The organism is Streptococcus mitis, from assembly GCF_047464945.1.
GTDB classification, from domain to species: domain Bacteria; phylum Bacillota; class Bacilli; order Lactobacillales; family Streptococcaceae; genus Streptococcus; species Streptococcus mitis_EA.
In genome coordinates, this window is the sequence record NZ_JASHAX010000002.1 from 180,917 (window position 1) to 203,878 (window position 22,962).

Below are 22,962 nucleotides of genomic sequence, written 5' to 3' on the forward strand. Positions count from 1 at the left end.
AGTACTAATTTATTGGAATACATGAAAGTTCTTGAAAATTTTCATGTATTTCTAGTTAAGGAAGTAGGAAAAGTATGTATCCAGATGATAGTTTGACATTGCACACGGACTTGTACCAGATTAACATGATGCAGGTTTACTTTGACCAAGGGATTCACAATAAAAAGGCGGTCTTTGAGGTGTATTTCCGCCAGCAGCCTTTTAAGAATGGCTATGCAGTTTTTGCAGGTTTGGAAAGAATTGTGAGCTATCTTGAAGGTTTGCGTTTTTCGGATAGTGATATCGCCTATTTGGAGTCGCTTGGCTATCATGGGGCATTCTTGGACTATCTCCGCAATTTCAAGTTGGAGTTGACCGTTCGTTCTGCCCAAGAAGGGGACTTGGTCTTTGCCAATGAGCCAATTGTGCAGGTGGAAGGGCCTCTAGCCCAATGTCAATTGGTCGAAACGGCTCTTTTGAACATCGTCAACTACCAGACTTTGGTGGCGACTAAGGCAGCTCGTATTCGCTCGGTTATTGAAGACGAACCCTTGATGGAGTTTGGGACACGTCGGGCTCAAGAAATGGATGCGGCTATCTGGGGAACACGCGCAGCGGTGATTGGTGGTGCCAATGGAACCAGCAACGTGCGTGCTGGTAAACTCTTTGACATTCCTGTTTTGGGGACCCATGCCCATGCCTTGGTACAGGTTTATGGTAACGACTATGAGGCCTTTAAGGCTTATGCTGCAACCCACAAAAATTGCGTTTTTCTTGTGGATACCTATGACACCCTTCGTATCGGTGTGCCAGCGGCCATTCAGGTGGCGCGTGAACTGGGCGATCAGATTAACTTTATGGGTGTGCGGATTGACTCTGGGGATATTGCCTACATTTCCAAGAAAGTCCGTCAGCAACTAGACGAGGCTGGATTTACAGAGGCTAAGATTTATGCTTCTAATGATTTGGACGAAAATACTATCCTCAACCTCAAGATGCAAAAGGCCAAGATTGATGTCTGGGGTGTGGGTACCAAGCTGATTACAGCCTATGACCAACCAGCTCTTGGGGCGGTTTATAAGATTGTTGCGATCGAAGATGAAAATGGGAACATGCGCAATACCATCAAGCTGTCTAATAATGCGGAAAAAGTGTCTACGCCAGGTAAGAAGCAGGTGTGGCGTATTACCAGTCGTGAAAAAGGTAAGTCAGAAGGCGATTACATTACCTATGATGGTGTGGATGTGAGCGACATGACAGAAATTAAGATGTTCCATCCGACTTATACTTACATCAAGAAGACCGTTCGTAATTTTGACGCTGTTCCTCTCTTGGTGGATATCTTCAAAGACGGAAAATTGATTTACAACCTGCCTAGCTTGACTGAGATTCAGGATTATGCTCGTAAGGAATTTGACAAGTTGTGGGATGAGTACAAGCGCGTGCTTAATCCGCAGCATTATCCAGTGGATTTGGCGCGTGATGTATGGCAAGACAAGATGGACTTGATTGACAAAATGCGCAAGGAAGCTCTTGGTGAAGGAGAAGAAGAATGAGTTTGCAAGAAACGATTATCCAAGAGCTGGGTGTCAAACCGGTGATTGATGCCCAAGAAGAAATCCGTCGTTCCATTGATTTCTTAAAAAGATATCTGAAAAAACATCCCTTCCTAAAAACCTTTGTACTAGGGATTTCTGGGGGACAAGACTCAACCTTAGCAGGTCGTTTGGCTCAACTAGCTATGGAAGAACTGCGAGCAGAAACGGGAGATGACAGCTACAAATTTATCGCTGTCCGCCTGCCATATGGAGTACAAGCCGATGAAGCAGATGCTCAAAAAGCCCTAGCATTCATCCAGCCAGATGTCAGCTTGGTTGTGAATATCAAGGAATCTGCAGATGCTATGACAGCAGCAGTTGAAGCGACAGGTAGTCCTGTTTCAGACTTTAATAAGGGAAATATCAAGGCTCGTAGCCGTATGATTGCCCAGTATGCCCTTGCTGGTTCCCATAGCGGAGCGGTCATTGGGACAGACCACGCCGCGGAAAATATCACAGGTTTCTTTACCAAGTTTGGTGACGGAGGTGCGGATATTCTCCCTCTTTACCGCCTCAATAAACGCCAAGGAAAACAACTCTTGCAGGAACTTGGTGCAGACCCAGCCCTTTATGAAAAAATCCCAACAGCAGACCTAGAAGAAGATAAACCAGGTCTAGCTGATGAAGTAGCCCTCGGAGTCACTTATGAAGAGATTGACGACTACCTAGAAGGCAAAACAATCAGCCTAGAAGCTCAAGCGACTATCGAAAACTGGTGGCACAAAGGCCAACACAAACGCCACCTACCCATCACTGTATTTGATGACTTTTGGGAGTAAAAAGGTCCGGGGGACCTTTTTAGCTTGAGCCTTGAAACTCGAGAGCAAGAATAATCTTCAGTGGAAGTTTTCAGCCCGAGTCTAGAAATACCAGAACGAGGAGATTCGAGGACCTTTTTTAGCTTATTACCTTGAGATTCCAAAGCAAAACAAGTTTCAATTGAGATTGGATATAGAATCATCTATCAGAAAGCGAGGTAGCGTCATGAAAGCAATCGGTACGCAAATATTACAGACAGATCGTTTAATCTTACGAAGATTTGTGGAAAGTGATGCAGAAGCCATGTTTCAGAATTGGGCTTCATCCGCTGAGAATCTGACCTATGTCACCTGGGATCCTCATTCTGATGTCGAGGTGACTCGAAACTCGATTCGTAATTGGGTTGTTTCCTATGCTAATCCCAACTATTACAAATGGGCCATTTGTCTCAAAGAAAACCCGGAGCAGGTGATAGGAGATATCAGCATCGTTGCAATAGATGAGAACGATTTTTCTTGTGAAATTGGCTATGTGCTAGGCAAGGCTTACTGGGGACATGGGATTATGACAGAGGCCTTGAAAGCTGTTTTGGACTTTTGTTTTACTCAAGCAGGCTTTCAAGAAGTCAAGGCACGTTATGTCAGTCTCAATCCAGCTTCAGGTCGTGTCATGGAGAAGGCTGGAATGTCCTATATCAAGACTATTACCAATGGTGTAGAGAGAAAAGGCTACCTTGCGGACCTTATTTACTATCAGATAAGTAGGGAAGACTAGTGAATTTTCTTTTCAGTTTCCATCAAAGTCAGACCTTGTCTGGCTTTTTTTGCAACATTTTTTACATAACCTGATCAAATTCCTATTTTTCCCTATCATTGTCCCTGTTTTTTCTTGAGTTTTGGGGCTATAATAGTCCTATCAAATCAAAGAATGGAGGAAGGCAATGGGTAATATAATCTTTTTTATCAGTGTTTTTCTTGCTGGAATTCTTTCCTTCTTTTCTCCTTGTATTTTACCCTTGTTACCGGTCTATGCAGGGGTCTTGTTGGATGACAAAGATGGTGCTCAGGCTTCTAGTGGCAAATTTTCAATCTCAGTTGTTAGTTTATTGCGAACTTTGGCCTTTATAGCGGGTATTTCTTTTATCTTTATCTTACTGGGATATGGTGCTGGTTTTTTAGGAGACCTTTTGTATGCCTCTTGGTTTCAGTATGTGACGGGTGCGGTTATCATTCTCTTGGGCTTGCACCAGATGGAAGTCTTACATTTTCAGGGTCTTTACAAGGAGAGAAGGCTGCAATTAAAGAGACAGGGGCAAAAGGGTAAGGGCTATAGTCAGGCATTTTTACTGGGTTTGACCTTTAGTTTTGCTTGGACACCATGTGTGGGGCCAGTTCTGGGGTCTGTTTTGGCCTTGGCGGCTTCAGGTGGCTCAGGTGCTTGGCAGGGAGCTGGGCTCATGTTGGTTTACACGCTGGGTTTGGCACTACCATTTTTGGTTCTAGCTCTTGCCTCCAGCTATGTTTTGAAACATTTTCGAAAACTCCATCCCTACCTCGGAACCTTCAAAAAAGTGGGTGGTTTCCTCATTATCGTGATGGGAATATTGGTGCTTTTGGGAAATGCTTCCATTTTGACTACATTATTTGAATAGAGAGGAAAAAGAAATGAAAAAATGGCAAACATGTCTCCTTGGAGTAGGCTCAATCTGTTGTTTGGCAGCCTGTTCGGCTAAAAATATGTCAGACGAATCTACTATGAAGGAGCAAACAAAAACAGAACAAGTTAGTTCGCAAACTGCGACTAAAGGTCAGGCAGTTGCTGATTTCGAACTGACAGGAGTAGATGGCAAGACCTACCGCTTGTCTGATTACAAGGGCAAGAAAGTCTATCTCAAATTCTGGGCTTCTTGGTGTTCCATCTGTCTAGCCAGTCTTCCAGATACCGATGAAATTGCTAAGGATGCTGGTGATGATTATGTAGTTTTGACGGTGGTCTCTCCTGGACACAAGGGTGAACAAGCAGAAGCAGACTTTAAGAACTGGTACAAGGGTTTGAATTATAAAAATTTCCCAGTTCTAATTGACCCGTCAGGCAAACTTTTGGAAAGTTATGGTGTCCGTTCTTACCCAACTCAAGCCTTTATAGACAAGGAAGGCAAGCTGGTCAAAACGCAACCAGGTTTTATGGATAAGGATATGATTTTAAAAACATTGAAAGAAATGGGGTAGCGAAAGGTCATGAATGATAAAATAAAATTGTTTGTCTTGGCAGGAATCTTTTTCCTTGCCATAACCGGTTTCTATTTTCTATTGATGCGAAATGCAGGGCAGACAGATAGCTCTCAAATTGAGAAAGCATCAGTTAGCCAAGGAGGAAAAACAGTGAAAAAAACAGAAGTGAGTAAAGATGCAGACTTGCACGAAATTTATCTGGCTGGAGGTTGTTTCTGGGGAGTGGAGGAATACTTCTCACGCGTTCCCGGTGTGACAGATGCCGTATCAGGCTATGCAAATGGTAGAGGGGAAACAACCAAGTACGAATTGATTAACCAAACAGGGCATGCAGAAACCGTCCATGTTACCTATGATGCCAAGCAAATTTCCCTCAAGGAAATCCTGCTTCACTACTTCCGCATTATCAATCCAACCAGCAAAAATAAACAAGGAAACGATGTGGGAACCCAGTACCGTACTGGTGTTTATTACACAGATGACAGGGATTTAGAGGTAATCAACCAAGTCTTTGATGAAGTTGCTAAGAAATATGATCAACCTCTAGCAGTTGAAAAGGAGACCTTGAAGAATTTTGTAGTGGCTGAGGATTACCACCAAGACTATCTCAAGAAAAATCCAAATGGCTACTGCCATATCAATGTTAATCAGGCGGCCTATCCCATCATCGATGCCAGCAAATATCCCAAACCAAGCGATGAAGAATTGAAAAAGACCTTGTCACCTGAGGAGTATGCAGTTACCCAGAAAAATCAAACAGAACGGGCTTTTTCAAACCGCTACTGGGATAAGTTTGAATCCGGGATCTATGTGGATGTGGCAACTGGCGAACCCCTCTTTTCATCAAAGGACAAGTTTGAGTCTGGTTGCGGATGGCCTAGTTTCACCCAACCAATTAGTCCAGATGTCGCCACCTACAAGGAAGATAAGTCCTACAATATGACGCGTATGGAAGTGCGGAGCCGAGTTGGAGATTCTCACCTTGGCCATGTCTTTACAGATGGGCCTCAGGACAAGGGTGGCTTACGCTACTGTATCAATAGCCTTTCTATCCGCTTTATTCCCAAAGACCAAATGGAAGAAAAAGGCTACGCTTATTTACTAGATTATGTCGATTAAGAGGGCTTTCCTAAGCAGTTAAAGGAGAATTTTGCTATACTGATACTAGTAAGTGACAAAGGAGAGAAGCATGACCTATACAATCTTAATCGTAGAAGATGAATATCTGGTAAGACAAGGTTTGACCAAGCTGGTCAATGTAGCAGCCTACGATATGGAAATCATTGGTCAGGCTGAAAATGGAAGACAGGCTTGGGACTTGGTCCAAAAGCAGGTGCCGGATATCATTTTAACCGATATCAACATGCCTCAGCTAAATGGCATCCAGTTAGCCAGTCTGGTCCGAGAAACCTATCCTCAGGTTCATCTAGTTTTTTTGACAGGCTACGATGATTTTGATTATGCCTTGTCTGCTGTCAAACTAGGTGTGGATGACTACCTGCTCAAGCCCTTTTCTCGTCAGGATATTGAGGAAATGTTGGGGAAAATCAAACAAAAACTAGACAAGGAAGAGAAAGAAGAGCAGTTACAAGATTTATTAACCGATAAGTTTGAAGGAAACATGGCCCAGAAAATCCAGTCCCATCTGGCTGATAGCCAATTCAGTTTAAAGATCTTGGCCAGTAACTTGGGCTTTAGTCCGACTTATCTGAGTTCTTTGATTAAGAAAGAGTTGGGTCTGCCATTTCAGGATTATCTGGTGAGAGAACGTGTCAAACAAGCCAAGCTCTTGCTTCTGACCACAGATCTGAAGATTTATGAGATCGCAGAGAAGGTTGGTTTTGAAGATATGAACTACTTTACCCAACGTTTTAAACAGATTGCAGGTGTGACACCTCGTCAGTTTAAGAAGGGAGAAGGCCGATGAAGCGTTCTTCTCTCCTAGTCAGAATGGTTATTTCCATCTTTCTGGTCTTTCTCATTCTCCTAGCTCTGGTTGGGACTTTCTACTATCAATCAAGTTCTTCAGCCATTGAGGCCACCATTGAAGGCAATAGCCAAACGACTATCAGCCAAACTAGCCACTTTATCCAGTCTTATATCAAAAAATTAGAAACCACCTCAACTAGTTTGACCCAGCAGACGGATGTCCTAGCCTATGCTGAGAATCCCAGTCAAGACAAGGTCAAGGGAATTCGAGATCTATTTTTGACTATCTTGAAGGCAGACCAAGACTTGAAAACTGTTGTGCTGGTGACCAAATCCGGTCAAGTCATTTCTACAGATGATAGTGTGCAAATGAAAACTTCCTCTGATATGATGGCTGAGGATTGGTATCAAAAGGCCATTCATCAGGGAGCTAAGCCTGTTTTGACACCAGCTCGTAAATCAGATAGTCAGTGGGTCATTTCTGTCACTCAAGAACTTGTTGATGCGAAGGGAGCTAATTTGGGCGTGCTTCGTTTGGATATTTCTTATGAAACTCTGGAAGCCTATCTCAACCAACTCCAGTTGGGTCAGCAGGGTTTTGCCTTTATCATCAATGAAAACCATGAATTTGTCTACCATCCTCAACACACAGTTTATAGTTCGTCTAGCGAAATGGAGGCCATGAAACCCTATATTGAGGCAGGGCAGGGCTATACTCCAGATCACAAATCCTATGTCAGTCAGGAAAAGATTGTAGGAACTGATTGGACGGTTATAGGTGTGTCTTCGTTGGAGAAGTTAGACCAGGTTCGGAGTCAGTTCTTGTGGACCTTGCTTGGGGCCAGTGTCACATCTCTTCTTGCCTGTCTCTGCTTGGTATGGTTCAGTCTCAAACGCTGGATTGCCCCTTTGAAGAATTTGAGAGAAACCATGATGAAAATTGCTTCTGGTAATCAGAATCTTCGTGCCAAGGAAACTGGTGCCTATGAACTGAGAGAAGTGACTCGCCAATTTAATGCCATGTTGGATCAGATTGATCAGCTGATGGCAGATGTGCGCAAACAGGAAGAAACGACCCGTCAGTACCAACTTCAAGCCCTATCGAGCCAGATTAACCCCCATTTCCTCTATAACACTTTGGACACCATCATCTGGATGGCTGAATTTCAGGACAGTCAGAGAGTAGTTCAGGTGACCAAGTCCTTGGCTACCTACTTCCGCTTGGCGCTCAATCAAGGCAAGGACTTGGTTTGTCTCTCTGACGAAATCAATCATGTCCGCCAGTATCTCTTTATCCAGAAACAGCGTTATGGAGATAAGCTGGAATACGAGATTGCTGAAAATCCTGCCTTTGATAGGCTAGTCTTGCCCAAGCTGGTCCTACAACCCCTTGTAGAAAATGCTCTTTACCATGGCATTAAGGAAAAGGAAGGTCAGGGACATATTAAACTTTCTGTCCAGAAACAGGATTCAGGATTGGTCATCCGTATTGAGGATGATGGCGTTGGCTTCCAAGATGCTGGCGATAGTAGTCAAAGTCAACTCAAACGTGGGGGAGTCGGTCTTCAAAATGTTGATCAACGGCTCAAACTTCATTTTGGAGACAATTACCAGATGAAGATCGATTCTGCACCTTTAAAGGGTACGACAGTTGAAATATACATAAATAGAATAGAAACTAACTAACTCCCAGTCAATTCTGGGAGTTTTATGCAGGTTGGAGTAAGATTTTCAGGTTGTCTATCTTGCTAAAAACAAGAAAAAACGATATGATAGATAGTGATAAAAGAGGTATCAAGTATGAAGGAAAAAGACATTCAAAGAGAGACAAGCCAGATTGTAGAAGATGTATTGGAAAAGGCCAATTTGAAGCAAGGATCCATCTTTGTTTTGGGCCTTTCTTCTAGTGAAGTGATAGGTGGTCAGATTGGCAAGGAATCCAGCCAAGAAATTGGCGAAATCATTGTGAAGACCATCCTAGATATCTTAGAGGAAAAAGGAATTCATCTAGCTGTTCAAGGTTGTGAACATGTCAATCGGGCCCTCGTTGTTGAGCGTCAGGTGGCAGAGCAGTTTGGTCTGGAAATCGTTAGTGTCCTTCCTACTCTTCATGCAGGAGGTTCGGGTCAGTTGGCAGCCTTCAAGTTTATGAAGGATCCAGTTGAGATTGAATTTATCAAGGCTCATGCTGGCTTGGATATCGGAGACACTGCAATTGGCATGCATGTCAAGCATGTTCAGGTTCCGATTCGCCCTCTTTTGAGAGAAATTGGGCATGCCCATGTAACGGCTCTTGCTAGTCGTCCAAAATTAATTGGAGGTGCGCGTGCGCATTATCCACAAGATTCTATCAGAAAGTCGTGAGAATGAGAAAAACAAAACAACAACTAGAAAAAATCACAAAATATTCAATTCGTAAGCTAACTGTTGGGGTAGGTCCTGTAGCCATCGGAGCCTTCCTTTTTGGTGCCAGTGCCCTTTCAGTAGATAAGGTTCAAGCCAATGAAGTTGGCGGTGCTCATAGTGTTCATTACCGTTATTTGGCGGAGCAGGAGTTGACCGAGTCTGAAAAGGCCCTGATTCACCATGAGGTTCCTACAGAATTTCAAGATGATGATATTCTTTATGTAGTTTATCGTAAGAAGGCAACTAACAGTCAACAACTTCCATACACAGGAAGTAAGGAACTAGCCTTGGCAGGTCTTGGCTTGGCAACGGCCTCGCTAGCAGTCTTTTTGGTGTCTAAAAAAGGTCGTAGAGAAGTTCTAGGTGTTCTCTTGATTGGTTCTTTAGGAGCCAGCACCTTTGTACCTTATGGAACATTTGCATTTGAAAATAAAGAATTGCTTTCTTATAACCAAACTATTTCGGCCTCAACACATGAAGGTTTGGCTGAAGGGATTATCCATATTGATGGCTATGAATACATTGGATACTTCAAGGAAGCAGAACTCCATCCATCAAGACCAGCTTCAGCTGAGAAGCCTCAGTTGCCAGTAGAAAAGCAAAATGCAAATGAAATCGAGAAAACAGAAGTAGCTCAGGAAAGACCTGCTGTTGCTTCGGAAATTGCCGTCGAAAAACCTGTAGTAGAGACTCCAGTTGCTCCTGCTGTTGAAGAAAAACCAGTTTCTGCGAAGCCTCAGGTTAGACAGGAAGAGAGCTTGGTTGAGATTCCTTTTGAAATGGTCACAAGCCCAGATGCGAATCTAGCAGAAGGACAGACTCGTATCGTCACAGCTGGAGTAAATGGTAAGCGTCGCCTTGTAACCAAAGTTTCGGTGGTTAATGGTCAAGAAGTTAGAGAAGTCATCGAAGACCAAGTGGTTCAAAATCCTGTGTCGCAAGTCATTGCAGTCGGAACCAAGAAAGAGGTGCAACCTGCCCCAACTCCAGTACCACAAGTTGAATCAACTCACCAAGTAGCTAAAGGAACTCAAGAGGAAGGTAAATCAGGCCAAGCCTTAACACAACCGGAATTGCCAGAGGCTCAAGTAGAAGCAAAAGGAACTCAAGAGGAGGGTAAATCAGGCCAAGCCTTAACACAACCGGAATTGCCAGAAGCCCCAGTAGAAGCAAAAGGAACTCAAGAGGCAGGCAAAGAAGGCCAAGCTTTAGTACAGCCAGAACTTTCAGAGGCTACAGTAGAGTCTAAAGGAACTCAAGAAGCAGGTAAGGAAGGTCAATCTTTAACGCAATCGGAACTACCAGAAGCTATAGTAGAGTCTAAAGGAACCCAAGAGGCAGGCAAGGAAGGTCAAGCACTTGTTCAAGATCAATTACCTGAGTATAAGGTGACTGAGGGAACCCTTGTTGAAGAATCAACTACAGAAATTGACTACAAAACTGAAACGACTGAGGATCCAACTAAGTATACGGACGAAGAAACTGTCCTACGAAATGGTGAAAAAGGAAGTCAAGTTACTAAAACAATTTATAAAACAGTAGAAGGTGTTAAAACTGACCAAGTTCTTTCAACTAGCACAGAAGTTGCCAAGGAGCCTGTAAACCAACAGGTAAGTCATGGTACAAAACCAATTGAGGGAACTCTTGTAGAAGAAAGTTTTGAAAAGATTCCATTTAAGGAAGTTGTTAAAGAAGATGACCAACTAAAAAAAGGCTTAGAAGTTGTAGCTCAAGAAGGAAAAGAAGGCCAGAAAAAAATCACCAAGACTTTTAATACCATTAAGGGAGTTAAAACAGAGGACGCTCCAAAAGTTACAGAGGAAATCCTTGAGGCACCTCAAGACAAAATTTTGAAACGTGGTACCAAGACCTTTGAAAAACCAGTATTGACCATCACTGCAGTTGAATCTAAGGATTTGAAACGGATTTCAGATGTTAAATACAGTCTAGAAAATCCAAGCAAGGCGGCCATTAAATCTATCACCTTAACTCTGAAAAAAGGTGATGAGATTGTGAAAACATTGAATGTTTCACCTGACAACTTAACAGCTAGCCTGACAGATTTGCAATACTACAAAGAATATAAGATTGAAACTAAGATGGTTTACGACCGTGGTGAAGGCGATGAGGAAGTAGTTCTGAATGAAGAACCTCTAAGAATTGACCTCAAAAAAATTGAAATCAAAAACATCAAAGAAACAAGCTTGATGAGTGTGGACGCTGATGGTAACGAAACAGACACTAGTTTGCTTACAGAAAAACCAGCTGATGTTGCCCCACTTTACCTACGAGTTACAACTCACGACAACAAGGTTACACGACTTGCTGTTGACAAGATTGAAGAAGTAGAAAAAGACGGAAAAACTTTATATAAAGTTACTGCCAAAGCACCAGACTTAGTTCAACGTAATGCCGATAACACACTTAGCGAAGAGTATGTTCATTACTTTGAAAAACAAAAAGCAAAAGAAGGTAATGTTTACTACAACTTCAATGAGCTTGTAAAAGATATGAAAGCTAACCCTAGCGGTGAGTTCAAACTTGGTGCAGATCTAAATGCAGCTAATGTACCAACTCCAAATAAAGAGTATGTTCCTGGTACATTTAAAGGTAAGTTATCAAGTGTTGAGGGACAACGTTATTCAATCCACAATATGACACGTCAATTATTTGGTGGTATTGAAGGTGGTTCGGTTAAAGATGTTAACTTAGCTAATGTCGATATTAATATGCCTTGGATTGATAACATTTCTGCTCTTGCTAGAACTGTTAAGAATGCTACTGTTGAGAATATTAAAGTAACTGGTAGCATCACTGGTAGAGATGGAATTGCCGGACTTGTTAACAAATTAGATAACGGCGGGCAACTTACTAATGTTGCTTATATCGGTAAACTTGCTGGTGTAGGTGACAGAGGATGGGATTTCGCTGGTATGGTTGGTGAAATCTGGAAAGGTAATGTTGATAAAGGATATGTAGAAGCTGATATAGTTGCTAATAAAGCTCGTATCGGTGGATTTGTCGCTAGATCAGATAACGGTTCTGATCCTAACGGAATTGGTAAATATGGTTCTGTTCGTAATGCTGTTACGAAAGGAACTATTAAGGTAAATACACCTGTTGAAGTAGGTGGTTTCCTTAGTAAGAACTGGGCATGGGGTAAAGTTGCTGACTCTGTGTCGATGATGAAAGTTGAAAATGGTGAAGTATTCTATGGATCTAAAGATATCGCTGAAGATGATGGTTACTTCTCAAATAATGCATTAGAACGTAACTTTATAGTTAAAGATGTAAGTACAGGTAAGCGTTCATTTAGATTCTCTACTTCTGATAGAATTAAAGAGGTATCTCAAGAAGAAGCAGATAAGAAAATTGCAACTTTAGGAATTACAGCTAATGATTATGTTATCAATCCTCTTGTTTCAGATACACTAAATAATATAAAACCAAAATCTGACACTTACAAAGATACTCAAGATTACGATGCATCTCGTGAGCTTGCTTACCGTAACATTGAAAAACTTCAACCATTCTACAATAAAGAATGGATTGTAAATCAAGGAAATAAATTAGCTACTGATAGTCCATTAATGACTAAAGAAGTATTGTCTGTAACTGCAATGAAAGGCAATGACTTTGTCACCGACCTTACAGATGCTGACCATATTATGGTTCACTACGCAGATAAGACAAAAGAAATCTTTAACATCTCACCTAAAGAATCTCAAGTAAAACAAGTTAAAGAATATAGTGTTGCTGAACTTGGAGAAATAGTTTATACTCCTAATATCGTTGTTAAAGATCGTGCAGATTTAATCAGCGCTATCGAAAGTAAATTAAGTCCAGTAGAATTACAATCTGACCCGATTTACCAACATTTGGGTAGAACTGGTGGCAACAAAGTCAATGCAATTAAGGATTTATACTTAGAAGAAAGCTTCAAGTATGTGAAAGATAATCTCACTCAATTTGTTACGAAGTTAGTTGAAAATGAAGATCACCAGCTTAACACAGATGAAGCTGCTAAACGTGCCTTGATTAAGAAAATTGATGACAATAAGGCTGCAGTTCTTCTTGGTTTGTCTTACCTCAACCGTTACTACGGAGTTAAATTCGATGACTTTAATATTAAAGAGTTAATGTTATTCAAACCGGACTTCTATGGTAAGAATGTTAGTGTGTTAGACTTTTTGATTAAGGTTGGTTCTAAAGAAAGTAATATTAAAGGTGATAGAACTTTAGAAGCTTATCGCGAAACGATCGGTGGAGTTATCGGTATAGGCGAGTTAAACAGTTTCTTAGACTATAATATGCGTCTATTTACAAGTGACACAGATTTAAACGATTGGTTCATAAAAGCAACTAAAGATAATGTATATGTCGTTGAACCGAAGACAACAACTCCTGAATTTGCTGATAAGAAACACAGAGCATACGAAGGATTGAATAATGATGTTCACGGTAAAATGATTCTTCCACTTCTGAATTTAAAAGATGCACATATGTTCTTAATCTCAACATATAACACTATGGCTTACAGTTCATTTGAAAAATACGGTAAGAATACTGCGGAAGAACGCGAAGCATTCAAAGCTGAAATCAATAAAGTCGCTAAAGGTCAACAAAATTACCTAGACTTCTGGTCTCGTCTATCATTAGATAAAGTTCGTAACCAACTGCTCAAGAGCAACAATATGGTACCAACTCCTGTGTTAGATAACCAAAACTACAAAGAAGGTACTGATAAATACGGTCACACTAATAGCGGTAAAGATGTCGCTCCAGTTCGTGAATTGTACGGACCAACAGGTCGTTACCATGCTACTGACTGGCGTATGGGAGCTGTAGCTCGTATCTACGGTAATCCTTATAAGGATGATTCAGTCTTCTTCATGGTTACCAATATGATTAGTGACTTCGGTATCTCAGCCTTCACTCACGAAACGACTCACGTCAATGACCGTATGGTTTACTTAGGTGGTTCTAGACACCGTGAAGGTACTGACTTAGAAGCATTTGCACAAGGTATGTTACAATCACCTGCTGAAACAAGTCCAAACGGTGACTTTAAAGCACTAGGGTTGAACATGGCATACGAACGTCCAAATGACGGAAACCAATGGTATAATACTAATCCAAATGATTTGACATCTCGTGCAGAAATCGATCACTACATGAAAGGTTTCAATGATACGCTTATGCTTCTTGATTATCTTGAAGGAGAAGCTGTAATTGATAAACACGATAAAGCACTAAACAACGCTTGGTTCAAGAAAGTTGCTAAAAAACTACGTAACGCTAATACGAAGAACCAATACGATGAGGTTCGTGATTTGAATGCAGAAGAAAAAGAATATAACTTAACTTCTGTTAACGACCTAGTAGACAAGAACTTCATGACCAAACACGGTCCTGGTAATGGTACTTATGACCCAACTGGATTTGGCTCTGCCTATGTAACGGTGCCTATCACTGCTGGTATCTATGGTGGTAATACAAGTGAAGGAGCTCCAGGCTCTATGTCATTCAAACATAACACATTCCGTATGTGGGGTTACTTTGGATATGAAAAAGGCTTCTTAAACTACGCTTCTAATATGCTGAAAAATGAGTCTAAACAGGCTGGTCATGCTACTCTAGGTGATGACTTTATCATTAAGAAAGTTTCTGATGGTAAATTTAATACTCTAGAAGATTGGAAGAAAGAATACTTCAAAGAAGTTGTTGATAATGCTAAAGCAGGATTTAACCCTGTTACAATCGACGGTACTACATACAGTAGTTACGATGACTTGAAGAATGCATTTGCTGCAGCTGTTGATAAAGATAAAGCTACTCTTAAAAATGGATCAGTTAAATTTGATAATACTGTATCACTTAAAGAGAAATTATTCAAAAAACTTCTTCAACAAACAAACAGCTTTAAAACTTCAATCTTTAAATAATCGAAATCTCTCATCTGCTTTGCGGATGAGGGTTTTCTTAATTTATGCTATACTTAAGATATGCATAGAAAAACAGTGATTGATTTTAGGGCTTTGGGGGAGAGATACACCTTTACCCAGCCTATCAAAGAATTAAAAACAAGAAATTTAGCAGAAGTGGTGGACTTGCTGGCACAAGTGGAAAGCTACCAAAAGAAGGGCTACTATGTGGTGGGCTATGTCAGCTACGAGGCTGCACCTGCTTTTGAGGAAAAATTAGCAGTTCACAAGACACCCCTACTGGGAGAGTACCTACTGTATTTTACTGTTCACGATAGGGTGGAGACCTCCCCTATTCCTCTGACTTATGAGGAGATTGATTTGCCCTCAAATTGGCAGGAAGTAACGTCTGCAGCAGACTATGAAAAGGCGATTGCTCGGATTCACCATCATTTACGTCAGGGGGACACCTATCAGGTCAACTACACAGTCCAACTCAAGCAGGACTTAAGTGCAAATCCTTTTGCCGTCTACAATCGTATGGTGGTAGAGCAGGAGGCAGGCTACAATGCTTATGTGGAACATGATGAGATGGCAGTGATTTCCATGAGTCCAGAGCTCTTTTTTGAGCAAAATGGCCGTGAGTTGACTACGCGACCAATGAAGGGAACGACTCAACGTGGCACGACTGACAAAGAAGATCTGGAACAGGCTAGCTGGTTGGAGCAGGATCCTAAAAATCGCTCTGAAAACATGATGATTGTGGACCTCTTGCGCAACGATATGAACCGTATTTCTGAAGTGGGCAGTGAGTATGTGGAGCGTCTGTGTCAGGTAGAACAGTATTCGACTGTCTGGCAGATGACTTCAACCATCAAGAGTCAGTTGCGAGAGAACATTGACCTTGTTGAAATATTCCGTTCTCTCTTTCCTTGCGGTTCCATAACGGGAGCACCCAAAATTGCGACAATGGAGATTATCAAGGACTTGGAGCCACAACCGCGCGGAGTCTACTGTGGAACGATTGGTCTCTTGCTTCCAAATGGGCGACGGATTTTCAATGTAGCCATTCGGACCATTCAATTGCATCAAGAAAAAGCCATATATGGAGTGGGTGGTGGCATTACTTGGGATAGCACTTGGGAATCTGAATACCGAGAGGTTCATCAAAAGGCAGCTGTTCTCTATCGTAAACAAGCTCGTTTCCAATTAATTTCAACTGGAAAAATCAGTCAGAAGAGCTTGCTGTTTGAAGATCAACATTTGGAAAGACTGAGAAAAGCTAGTCGATATTTTGCCTTTCCTTTTGATGCAGAAGACTTAAGACAAAAGATAGAGGAAGAGTGTCAGGCTTGTGATGCTAATCAAGATTACCGCTTGCGTATTTCTCTCAGCAAGTCTGGAGAGATAAAACTCAGTCGTCAAGTATTAACACCCCTTAGTCCAAGTTTTTGCGAGGCCAAACTTTGTCTGCAAGAAGCAGATTTGAATCAAGCATTTACCTATTTTAAAACGACTCATAGACCACACTTGACTCTAGGGAAACAGGAAATCATTTACCATAATGCAAGAGGAGAATTGCTTGAGAGCTCTATCGGAAATTTAGTTTTGAAAATCGCTGGGAAACTCTATACACCGCCTATCCGACTGGGAATCTTGCCAGGAATTTACCGTCAGCATTTGATGGAAACAGGACAGGTAGGAGAGAAAGTCTTGACCTTAAAAGACTTAGCCCAAGCAGAAGCTATTTACGGCTGTAATGCAGTGAGAGGCTTGTATGAATTGAGCCTAGAGGAGAACTAGATGAAACTGGTATTTTTACACGGGTTAGGGCAGTCAGCAGAGAGTTGGAAAGAAGTTCGGAATCTACTGACAGATTATCCTTCTGAGGCTATCGAGTTATTTCCTTCTGGAGTTAGCAGCTATCAAAAAGCCAAGGAGCGAGTATATCAGTACCTAGCTCAAGAGACAGAACCTTTTGTTTTGGTTGGATTGTCCTTAGGTGCTGCCCTGGCACTAGAACTTTCCAGTTATGATTTACCAAATCTCCGAGCGTTGGTTCTATCAGGATGCCCACTTAAATTGTCCGGTAATATCCTATTTTATCTTCAGTTGCTGATTTTTAAACTACTTCCCAAAAGGGTATTTGAAAAACAGGGAGCAGATAAGACTCTTATGGTCGGAGTTTCTGAGGAATTGAAGACACTTGATTTAACGGATATAGCAGGGATTTGCCCTCATCCAACCTTACTAATTTGTGGCAGCAAAGATAAACCGAATCTTAGTTCTATGAGAAGTCTTCATAAACTAATATCAGAATCCCAATTTCAGATTATCCCAGACGGCCCTCATGTCTTGAATAAGGAAAAACCAAAGGAGTTTGTAGAAAATACCAGAAGTTTCCTTGAATTGCTGAAATAAGTTTGATAAAATAATATTGAAATCGATAACATTCCTATAGGAGAAAGTAATGAACAAACGTCTATTTTTTAAAATGAGTTTGGCGACGTTGTCAGTTTTAGCTTTGTTTTCACAACCAGTTTTAGCAGAAGAAAACATCCATTTTTCTAGCTGTAAGGAAGCTTGGGCTAATGGCTATTCAGATCTTCATGAGGGAGACTCTGGTTATTCTGCCAAGTTAGACCGCGATCATGATGGTGTGGCTTGCGAATTGAAAAATGCCCCTAAGGGCGCCTTTAAATCAAAACAAGCAACTGTGGCTCAAACTGATACAAGTTCAGCAATAACAAGTGGTTGGGTTAAGCAGGACGGTGCTTGGTATTACTTTGATGAAAATGGAAATTCAGTGAAAAATGCTTGGCAGGGAAGCTATTATCTGAAAGCAGACGGAAAAATGGCCCAGAGCGAATGGATTTATGATGATTCTTATCAGGCTTGGTATTACTTGAAATCAGATGGATCTTATGCTTACAGTACATGGCAAGGAAATTACTATTTGAAATCAGATGGTAAAATGGCTAAAAATGAGCGAGTTGATGGAGGCCGTTATTATGTAGATGCTTCAGATCTCTGGAAACCATAAGTCAGGATAAAATCCAGAAAGTTAATGCAAACCTTTGCATAAGCAACTAAAATTTGTTATACTAGTACTGTAAGCATTTTCAATTAATTCACAAAGTAAAAGGAGAATATGATGAGTCAAAAGATTATTGGGATTGACCTTGGTGGAACTTCTATCAAATTTGCAATCTTGACAACAGCAGGAGAAATCCAAGAAAAATGGTCTATCAAGACCAACATTTTGGATGAGGGAAGTCATATCGTAGATGATATGATTGAGTCTATTCAACATCGTTTGGACTTGCTTGGATTGGCAGCAGCGGACTTCCAAGGAATTGGGATGGGATCACCAGGTGTGGTTGACCGTGAAAAGGGAACTGTTATTGGTGCTTACAACCTCAACTGGAAAACCCTTCAACCGATTAAAGAAAAAATTGAAAAAGCCTTGGGCATTCCATTCTTCATCGATAATGATGCCAATGTGGCAGCTCTTGGTGAACGTTGGATGGGTGCTGGTGATAACCAACCAGACGTTGTCTTTATGACACTTGGTACTGGTGTTGGTGGCGGTATCGTCGCAGAAGGCAAATTGCTTCACGGTGTTGCTGGTGCAGCAGGTGAGCTTGGCCATATCACTGTTGACTTTGATCAACCAATCGTATGTACTTGTGGTAAGAAAGGTTGCCTTGAGACAGTTGCTTCAGCAACAGGGATTGTTAACTTGACTCGTCGCTATGCCGATGCATATGAAGGCGATGCAGCCTTGAAACGCTTGATTGATAACGGAGAAGAAGTAACTGCTAAGACTGTCTTTGATCTCGCAAAAGAAGGAGACGACCTTGCTTTGATCGTTTACCGTAACTTCTCACGCTACTTGGGAATCGCTTGTGCCAACATCGGTTCAATCCTCAACCCATCAACAATCGTTATCGGTGGTGGTGTATCAGCTGCGGGAGAATTCCTTCTACAAGGTGTTCAAAAAGTCTACGACGAAAATAGCTTCCCACAAGTACGCACATCCACTAAATTGGCTCTTGCAACTCTAGGAAATGACGCTGGAGTTATCGGAGCAGCATCACTTGTATTGCAGTAAAATAAAAAAGGAGAAAATTGCTTTCCATAAGCGAGTGATTTTCCTCCTTTCTTTTTTTATGCTATACTAGTTAGGACAATAAATGAGGTGAGAGTAAATGACAAAAGCAGATACGATTTTTAAAGAGAATATTGAACGAATCCTCAAAGACGGTGTCTTTTCTGAGCAGGCTCGTCCTAAGTACAAGGATGGGACAGTTGCCAATTCTAAGTACGTAACGGGTGCCTTTGCAGAGTATGACTTGGCCAAGGGGGAATTCCCCATCACAACCTTGCGTCCTATAGCTATCAAATCCGCCATCAAGGAAGTGCTCTGGATTTACCAAGACCAGTCAAATAGCCTAGACGTGCTTAATGACAAGTACAATGTTCACTACTGGAATGACTGGGAAGTGGGAGATACAGGGACCATTGGTGAGCGTTACGGGGCTGTCGTTAAGAAACACGACATCATCAATAAGCTTCTCAAGCAGTTGGAAGCAAATCCTTGGAACCGCCGCAATATTATCTCTCTCTGGGATTACCAAGCTTTCGAAGAAACAGAAGGGCTGCTTCCATGCGCCTTTCAGACCATGTTTGATGTTCGTCGTGTAGATGGGGAAATCTATCTGGATGCGACCTTGACTCAGCGTTCGAATGACATGCTGGTGGCCCACCACATCAATGCTATGCAGTATGTGGCTCTTCAAATGATGATTGCCAAGCATTTTGGCTGGAAGGTTGGGAAGTTCTTCTACTTTATCAACAACCTCCATATCTATGACAATCAATTTGAACAAGCAGAGGAATTGCTTCGTCGGGAGCCGTCAAACTGCCAACCACGTCTGGTATTGAATGTGCCAGATAAGACCAATTTCTTTGATATCAAAGCAGAAGATTTTGAATTGGTAGATTATGACCCTGTCAAGCCGCAGTTGAAGTTTGACCTAGCTATTTAAAAGAATAGAAAAAAGAAGTTGAGACAATAAATCCCAACTTCTTTTGTTTCTTAACGTGATACGCGACGGCGAGCTGCTTTTTTACGGTTTTCTTCGATGAAAGCTGCTTTTTGCTCTTCTGGTTCAATCACTTTCTTTTTAAATGCGTATACTGCACCTGCAAGTGCAGCGACAGTTCCTGCGACACCTGTTACAAGACCTTTAGCGAATCCTTTAGCCATGAGTCTTCCTCCTTTATCTTCTTAATCAGCCAGCCTCCTCAAGAGGTCACATTTTTCTGACTGACCTTTTTGTGTTATAATAATAGTAACGAAAAAATGGGAATTTTTCAAGGAAAAAATATGAAACCAAAAATAATTGTGATCGTTGGACCGACTGCTGTTGGAAAAACAGCCCTTGCCATTGAAGTTGCAAAGCGTTTTAATGGCGAAGTGGTTAGTGGAGATAGCCAGCAAGTCTATCGAGGACTTGATATTGGGACGGCCAAGGCTAGTCCAGAAGAGCAGGCAGCTGTTCCTCATCATTTGATTGATGTTAGAGAGGTAACCGAGTCTTACTCGGCTTTTGATTTTGTTTCAGAAGCTAAGATGGCTATTGGGGATATTCACAGCCGTGGCAAGCTTGCCATTATTGCTGGTGGGACTGGACTTTATATCCAGAGCTTGCTAGAAGGTTACCACCTGGGTGGGGAGACTCCCCATGAGGAGATTTTGGCCTATCGAGCTAGTTTAGAACCCTATACAGATGAGGAATTAGCTCATCTTGTGTCGCAAGCAGGCCTTAAAATTCCTCAGTTTAATCGTCGTCGTGCTATGCGTGCCTTGGAAATTGCCCATTTTGGTCAGGATTTGGAAAATCAAGAGAGTCTATATGAACCGCTGATTATCTGCTTGGATGATGAACGTAGTCAATTATATGAACGTATCAATCACCGCGTGGACTTGATGTTTGAGGCTGGGCTTTTGGATGAGGCAAAGTGGCTTTTTGACCATTACCCTGATGTGCAGGCTACTAAAGGAATTGGCTATAAGGAACTCTTTCCTTATTTCCGTGGAGAGCAGACTCTGGATGAAGCCAGTGAGAGTCTCAAACAGGCGACCCGTCGTTTTGCCAAGCGTCAGTTGACCTGGTTCCGTAATCGCATGCAGGTCACCTTTTATCAGATTGGAGAAACTGGTGTAAAAGATCGCATTTTAAGCCAGATAGAGGAGTTTTTAGATGATTGAAACGGAGAAAAAAGAGGAACGGGTCCTGCTCATTGGTGTAGAATTGCAGGGCATGGACAATTTTGATCTCTCTATGGAAGAATTGGCCAGTTTAGCTAAGACAGCTGGGGCAGTCGTTGTAGATAGCTACAGACAAAAACGTGAAAAATATGATTCCAAGACCTTCGTCGGCTCTGGTAAGTTAGAAGAAATTGCGCTTATGGTGGATGCAGAAGAAATTACCACTGTCATCGTCAACAACCGTTTAACTCCACGGCAAAATGTCAATTTAGAAGAAGTTCTCGGTGTCAAGGTCATTGACCGTATGCAGTTGATTCTGGATATCTTTGCCATGCGAGCTCGAAGCCATGAAGGGAAGCTCCAAGTCCACCTAGCCCAGCTCAAATATCTCTTGCCTCGCTTGGTTGGTCAGGGAATTATGCTCAGTCGTCAGGCAGGGGGAATTGGTTCCCGTGGACCTGGTGAAAGCCAGCTGGAGCTGAACCGTCGTAGCGTTCGCAACCAAATCACGGATATCGAGCGCCAGCTCAAGGTGGTTGAGAAAAATCGAGCGACTGTCAGAGAAAAACGTTTGGAGTCAAGCACCTTCAAGATTGGTTTGATTGGTTACACCAATGCTGGGAAGTCAACTATCATGAACACCTTAACCAGTAAGACCCAGTATGAGGCTGACGAGCTTTTTGCGACTCTGGACGCGACGACTAAGAGTATCCATCTGGGTGGAAATCTCCAAGTAACTTTGACAGATACCGTGGGCTTTATCCAAGATTTACCGACAGAGTTGGTGTCTAGTTTCAAGTCAACCTTGGAAGAAAGCAAGCATGTGGACCTTCTGGTTCATGTTATTGATGCCAGCAATCCTTACCACGAGGAGCATGAAAAAACAGTTCTGTCTATTATGAAAGACTTGGACATGGAAGATATTCCTCGCCTGACCCTCTATAATAAAGCGGATTTGGTCGAAGATTTTACGCCGACCCAAACGCCTTATGCCCTCATTTCTGCCAAGTCTGAGGATAGTCGCGAGAATTTGCAGGCACTATTTTTAGAGAAAATCAAGGATATTTTTGAATCTTTTACCCTGCGCGTGCCTTTTTCAAAGTCATACAAGATTCATGATTTAGAAAGTGTCGCGATTCTGGAAGAACGTGATTATCAGGAGGATGGCGAAGTGATTAGAGGTTACATTTCTGAGAAAAACAAATGGAGGTTAGAAGAATTTTATGACTGATATTAAAGCGTTGGCTCTAAAATATGGGGGCTATACAAGTCTGGATAAGGTCTATCTGGATCAACTTCTAGCTGGTAGAACAGAGCAGGAGCAGTTGGCACTGATCACGCCTCCGCCAAGTGTGGTCAATGCTTACTTTGCAGAACTCTACCAGAAAAAAAGTCCTGAGGCTGCGACGGATTATTTTGCGGAACTCAGTCAGGAACTGAATCTTTACAATACTGAGCCAAGTTTCACTCTAGAAAATAAGCCTTTTATTCGGCTTAATCTGTCTGGTAAATCCTTTGGTTTTTGTTATGAGAGTGAGGGTTTGGGTCGAATTTTCTCTGAAAATGAAGAGGTTATTTCAGAAGACTTGCTCTTTGAGATTGCACAAATTTTCCCCCATCAACTAGTCTTTGAGGAGTCTGGCAAGATTTACATGAAGGATGTCGGAGATGAGGAAGTTGTTAGCGTGGAAAATCTAACAGCTTTGACTGATTTGGAAAGCTTGGCTGATGGTCGTAAGCGTCTCAAAGGCTACAGCCAAGAGGATTTACTGCAAGAAGCCACTGCTTTTTCTGGCAAGCGCTATTTCCGATCGGAAAACCGCACAGCCATGTTATATATTGATTAATTAGAAAGTATC

Annotated in this window: 19 protein-coding genes; 18 read left to right on the forward strand and 1 reads right to left on the reverse strand. The window is 41.9% G+C overall.

Features of this window, described 5'->3' with window-relative positions; genetic code table 11:
* Positions 1-74: 74 nt before the first annotated feature.
* From QM424_RS03555 to QM424_RS03625, 15 genes are all read left to right on the forward strand, one after another.
* Positions 75-1,535, forward strand: a complete 1,461-nt coding sequence (locus QM424_RS03555) for a nicotinate phosphoribosyltransferase (protein WP_414393040.1) — start codon at positions 75-77, stop codon at positions 1,533-1,535.
* A complete protein-coding gene (gene nadE, locus QM424_RS03560) occupies positions 1,532-2,356 on the forward strand; it encodes an ammonia-dependent NAD(+) synthetase (protein ID WP_261053697.1) in 825 nt (274 codons plus the stop codon). The genes QM424_RS03555 and nadE overlap by 4 nt, the downstream gene beginning before the upstream one ends.
* 205 nt (positions 2,357-2,561) lie before the next feature.
* Entirely contained in the window at positions 2,562-3,110 is a 549-nt protein-coding gene (locus QM424_RS03565; RefSeq protein ID WP_414393043.1) for a GNAT family N-acetyltransferase, read from the forward strand.
* A 166-nt stretch (positions 3,111-3,276) separates the two neighbouring features.
* Entirely contained in the window at positions 3,277-3,987 is a 711-nt protein-coding gene (gene ccdA2 / locus QM424_RS03570; protein WP_414393045.1) for a thiol-disulfide oxidoreductase-associated membrane protein CcdA2, read from the forward strand.
* Between the two features lie 13 nt (positions 3,988-4,000).
* Entirely contained in the window at positions 4,001-4,564 is a 564-nt protein-coding gene (locus QM424_RS03575; RefSeq protein WP_414393047.1) for a redoxin family protein, read from the forward strand.
* A gap of 9 nt (positions 4,565-4,573) precedes the next feature.
* The gene (gene msrB, locus QM424_RS03580) at positions 4,574-5,686 is read left to right on the forward strand and encodes a peptide-methionine (R)-S-oxide reductase MsrB (RefSeq protein ID WP_414393049.1); all 1,113 of its coding nucleotides are present in this window, start codon (positions 4,574-4,576) and stop codon (positions 5,684-5,686) included.
* A 70-nt stretch (positions 5,687-5,756) separates the two neighbouring features.
* Positions 5,757-6,494: a response regulator transcription factor gene (locus QM424_RS03585; protein ID WP_261024432.1), complete on the forward strand. Its 738-nt coding sequence runs from the start codon at positions 5,757-5,759 to the stop codon at positions 6,492-6,494.
* Complete coding sequence (locus tag QM424_RS03590) at positions 6,491-8,182, forward strand: cache domain-containing sensor histidine kinase (protein WP_414393051.1); 1,692 nt, start codon at positions 6,491-6,493, stop codon at positions 8,180-8,182. The genes QM424_RS03585 and QM424_RS03590 overlap by 4 nt, the downstream gene beginning before the upstream one ends.
* Positions 8,183-8,296: 114 nt before the next feature.
* Entirely contained in the window at positions 8,297-8,860 is a 564-nt protein-coding gene (locus QM424_RS03595) for a TIGR01440 family protein (protein WP_031227728.1), read from the forward strand.
* 2 nt (positions 8,861-8,862) lie between these two features.
* Positions 8,863-14,847, forward strand: a complete 5,985-nt coding sequence (locus QM424_RS03600) for a ZmpA/ZmpB/ZmpC family metallo-endopeptidase (RefSeq protein ID WP_414393054.1) — start codon at positions 8,863-8,865, stop codon at positions 14,845-14,847.
* A gap of 60 nt (positions 14,848-14,907) precedes the next feature.
* Positions 14,908-16,629, forward strand: a complete 1,722-nt coding sequence (gene pabB / locus QM424_RS03605) for an aminodeoxychorismate synthase component I (protein WP_414393056.1) — start codon at positions 14,908-14,910, stop codon at positions 16,627-16,629.
* A complete protein-coding gene (locus QM424_RS03610; RefSeq protein ID WP_261148722.1) occupies positions 16,630-17,247 on the forward strand; it encodes an alpha/beta fold hydrolase in 618 nt (205 codons plus the stop codon).
* A gap of 49 nt (positions 17,248-17,296) precedes the next feature.
* Positions 17,297-17,869: an excalibur calcium-binding domain-containing protein gene (locus QM424_RS03615; protein WP_414393060.1), complete on the forward strand. Its 573-nt coding sequence runs from the start codon at positions 17,297-17,299 to the stop codon at positions 17,867-17,869.
* A gap of 111 nt (positions 17,870-17,980) precedes the next feature.
* The gene (locus QM424_RS03620) at positions 17,981-18,940 is read left to right on the forward strand and encodes an ROK family glucokinase (protein WP_101781347.1); all 960 of its coding nucleotides are present in this window, start codon (positions 17,981-17,983) and stop codon (positions 18,938-18,940) included.
* Positions 18,941-19,037: 97 nt separating this feature from the next.
* On the forward strand, positions 19,038-19,877 hold the full coding sequence (locus QM424_RS03625; RefSeq protein ID WP_261202464.1) for a thymidylate synthase: 840 nt from the start codon (positions 19,038-19,040) through the stop codon (positions 19,875-19,877).
* A gap of 50 nt (positions 19,878-19,927) precedes the next feature.
* Here the strand turns inward: QM424_RS03625 and QM424_RS03630 are convergent, their stop codons facing one another.
* Positions 19,928-20,098, reverse strand: a complete 171-nt coding sequence (locus tag QM424_RS03630) for a DUF3042 family protein (protein ID WP_001051777.1) — start codon at positions 20,096-20,098, stop codon at positions 19,928-19,930.
* Between the two features lie 120 nt (positions 20,099-20,218).
* On the opposite strand from QM424_RS03630, the gene miaA reads away from it, so the two are divergent.
* From miaA to QM424_RS03645, 3 genes are read left to right on the forward strand one after another with little or no spacing between them, the layout of a single operon-like run.
* Complete coding sequence (gene miaA / locus QM424_RS03635) at positions 20,219-21,103, forward strand: tRNA (adenosine(37)-N6)-dimethylallyltransferase MiaA (protein ID WP_414393063.1); 885 nt, start codon at positions 20,219-20,221, stop codon at positions 21,101-21,103.
* Positions 21,096-22,334 carry a GTPase HflX gene (gene hflX / locus QM424_RS03640; RefSeq protein ID WP_261117048.1) on the forward strand — a complete coding sequence of 413 codons (1,239 nt, stop codon included), beginning with the start codon at positions 21,096-21,098 and terminating at the stop codon, positions 22,332-22,334. Before miaA ends, hflX begins: the two co-directional genes overlap by 8 nt.
* The gene (locus tag QM424_RS03645) at positions 22,327-22,950 is read left to right on the forward strand and encodes a cystathionine beta-lyase (protein WP_414393066.1); all 624 of its coding nucleotides are present in this window, start codon (positions 22,327-22,329) and stop codon (positions 22,948-22,950) included. Before hflX ends, QM424_RS03645 begins: the two co-directional genes overlap by 8 nt.
* The last annotated feature ends 12 nt before the right edge of the window (positions 22,951-22,962 follow it).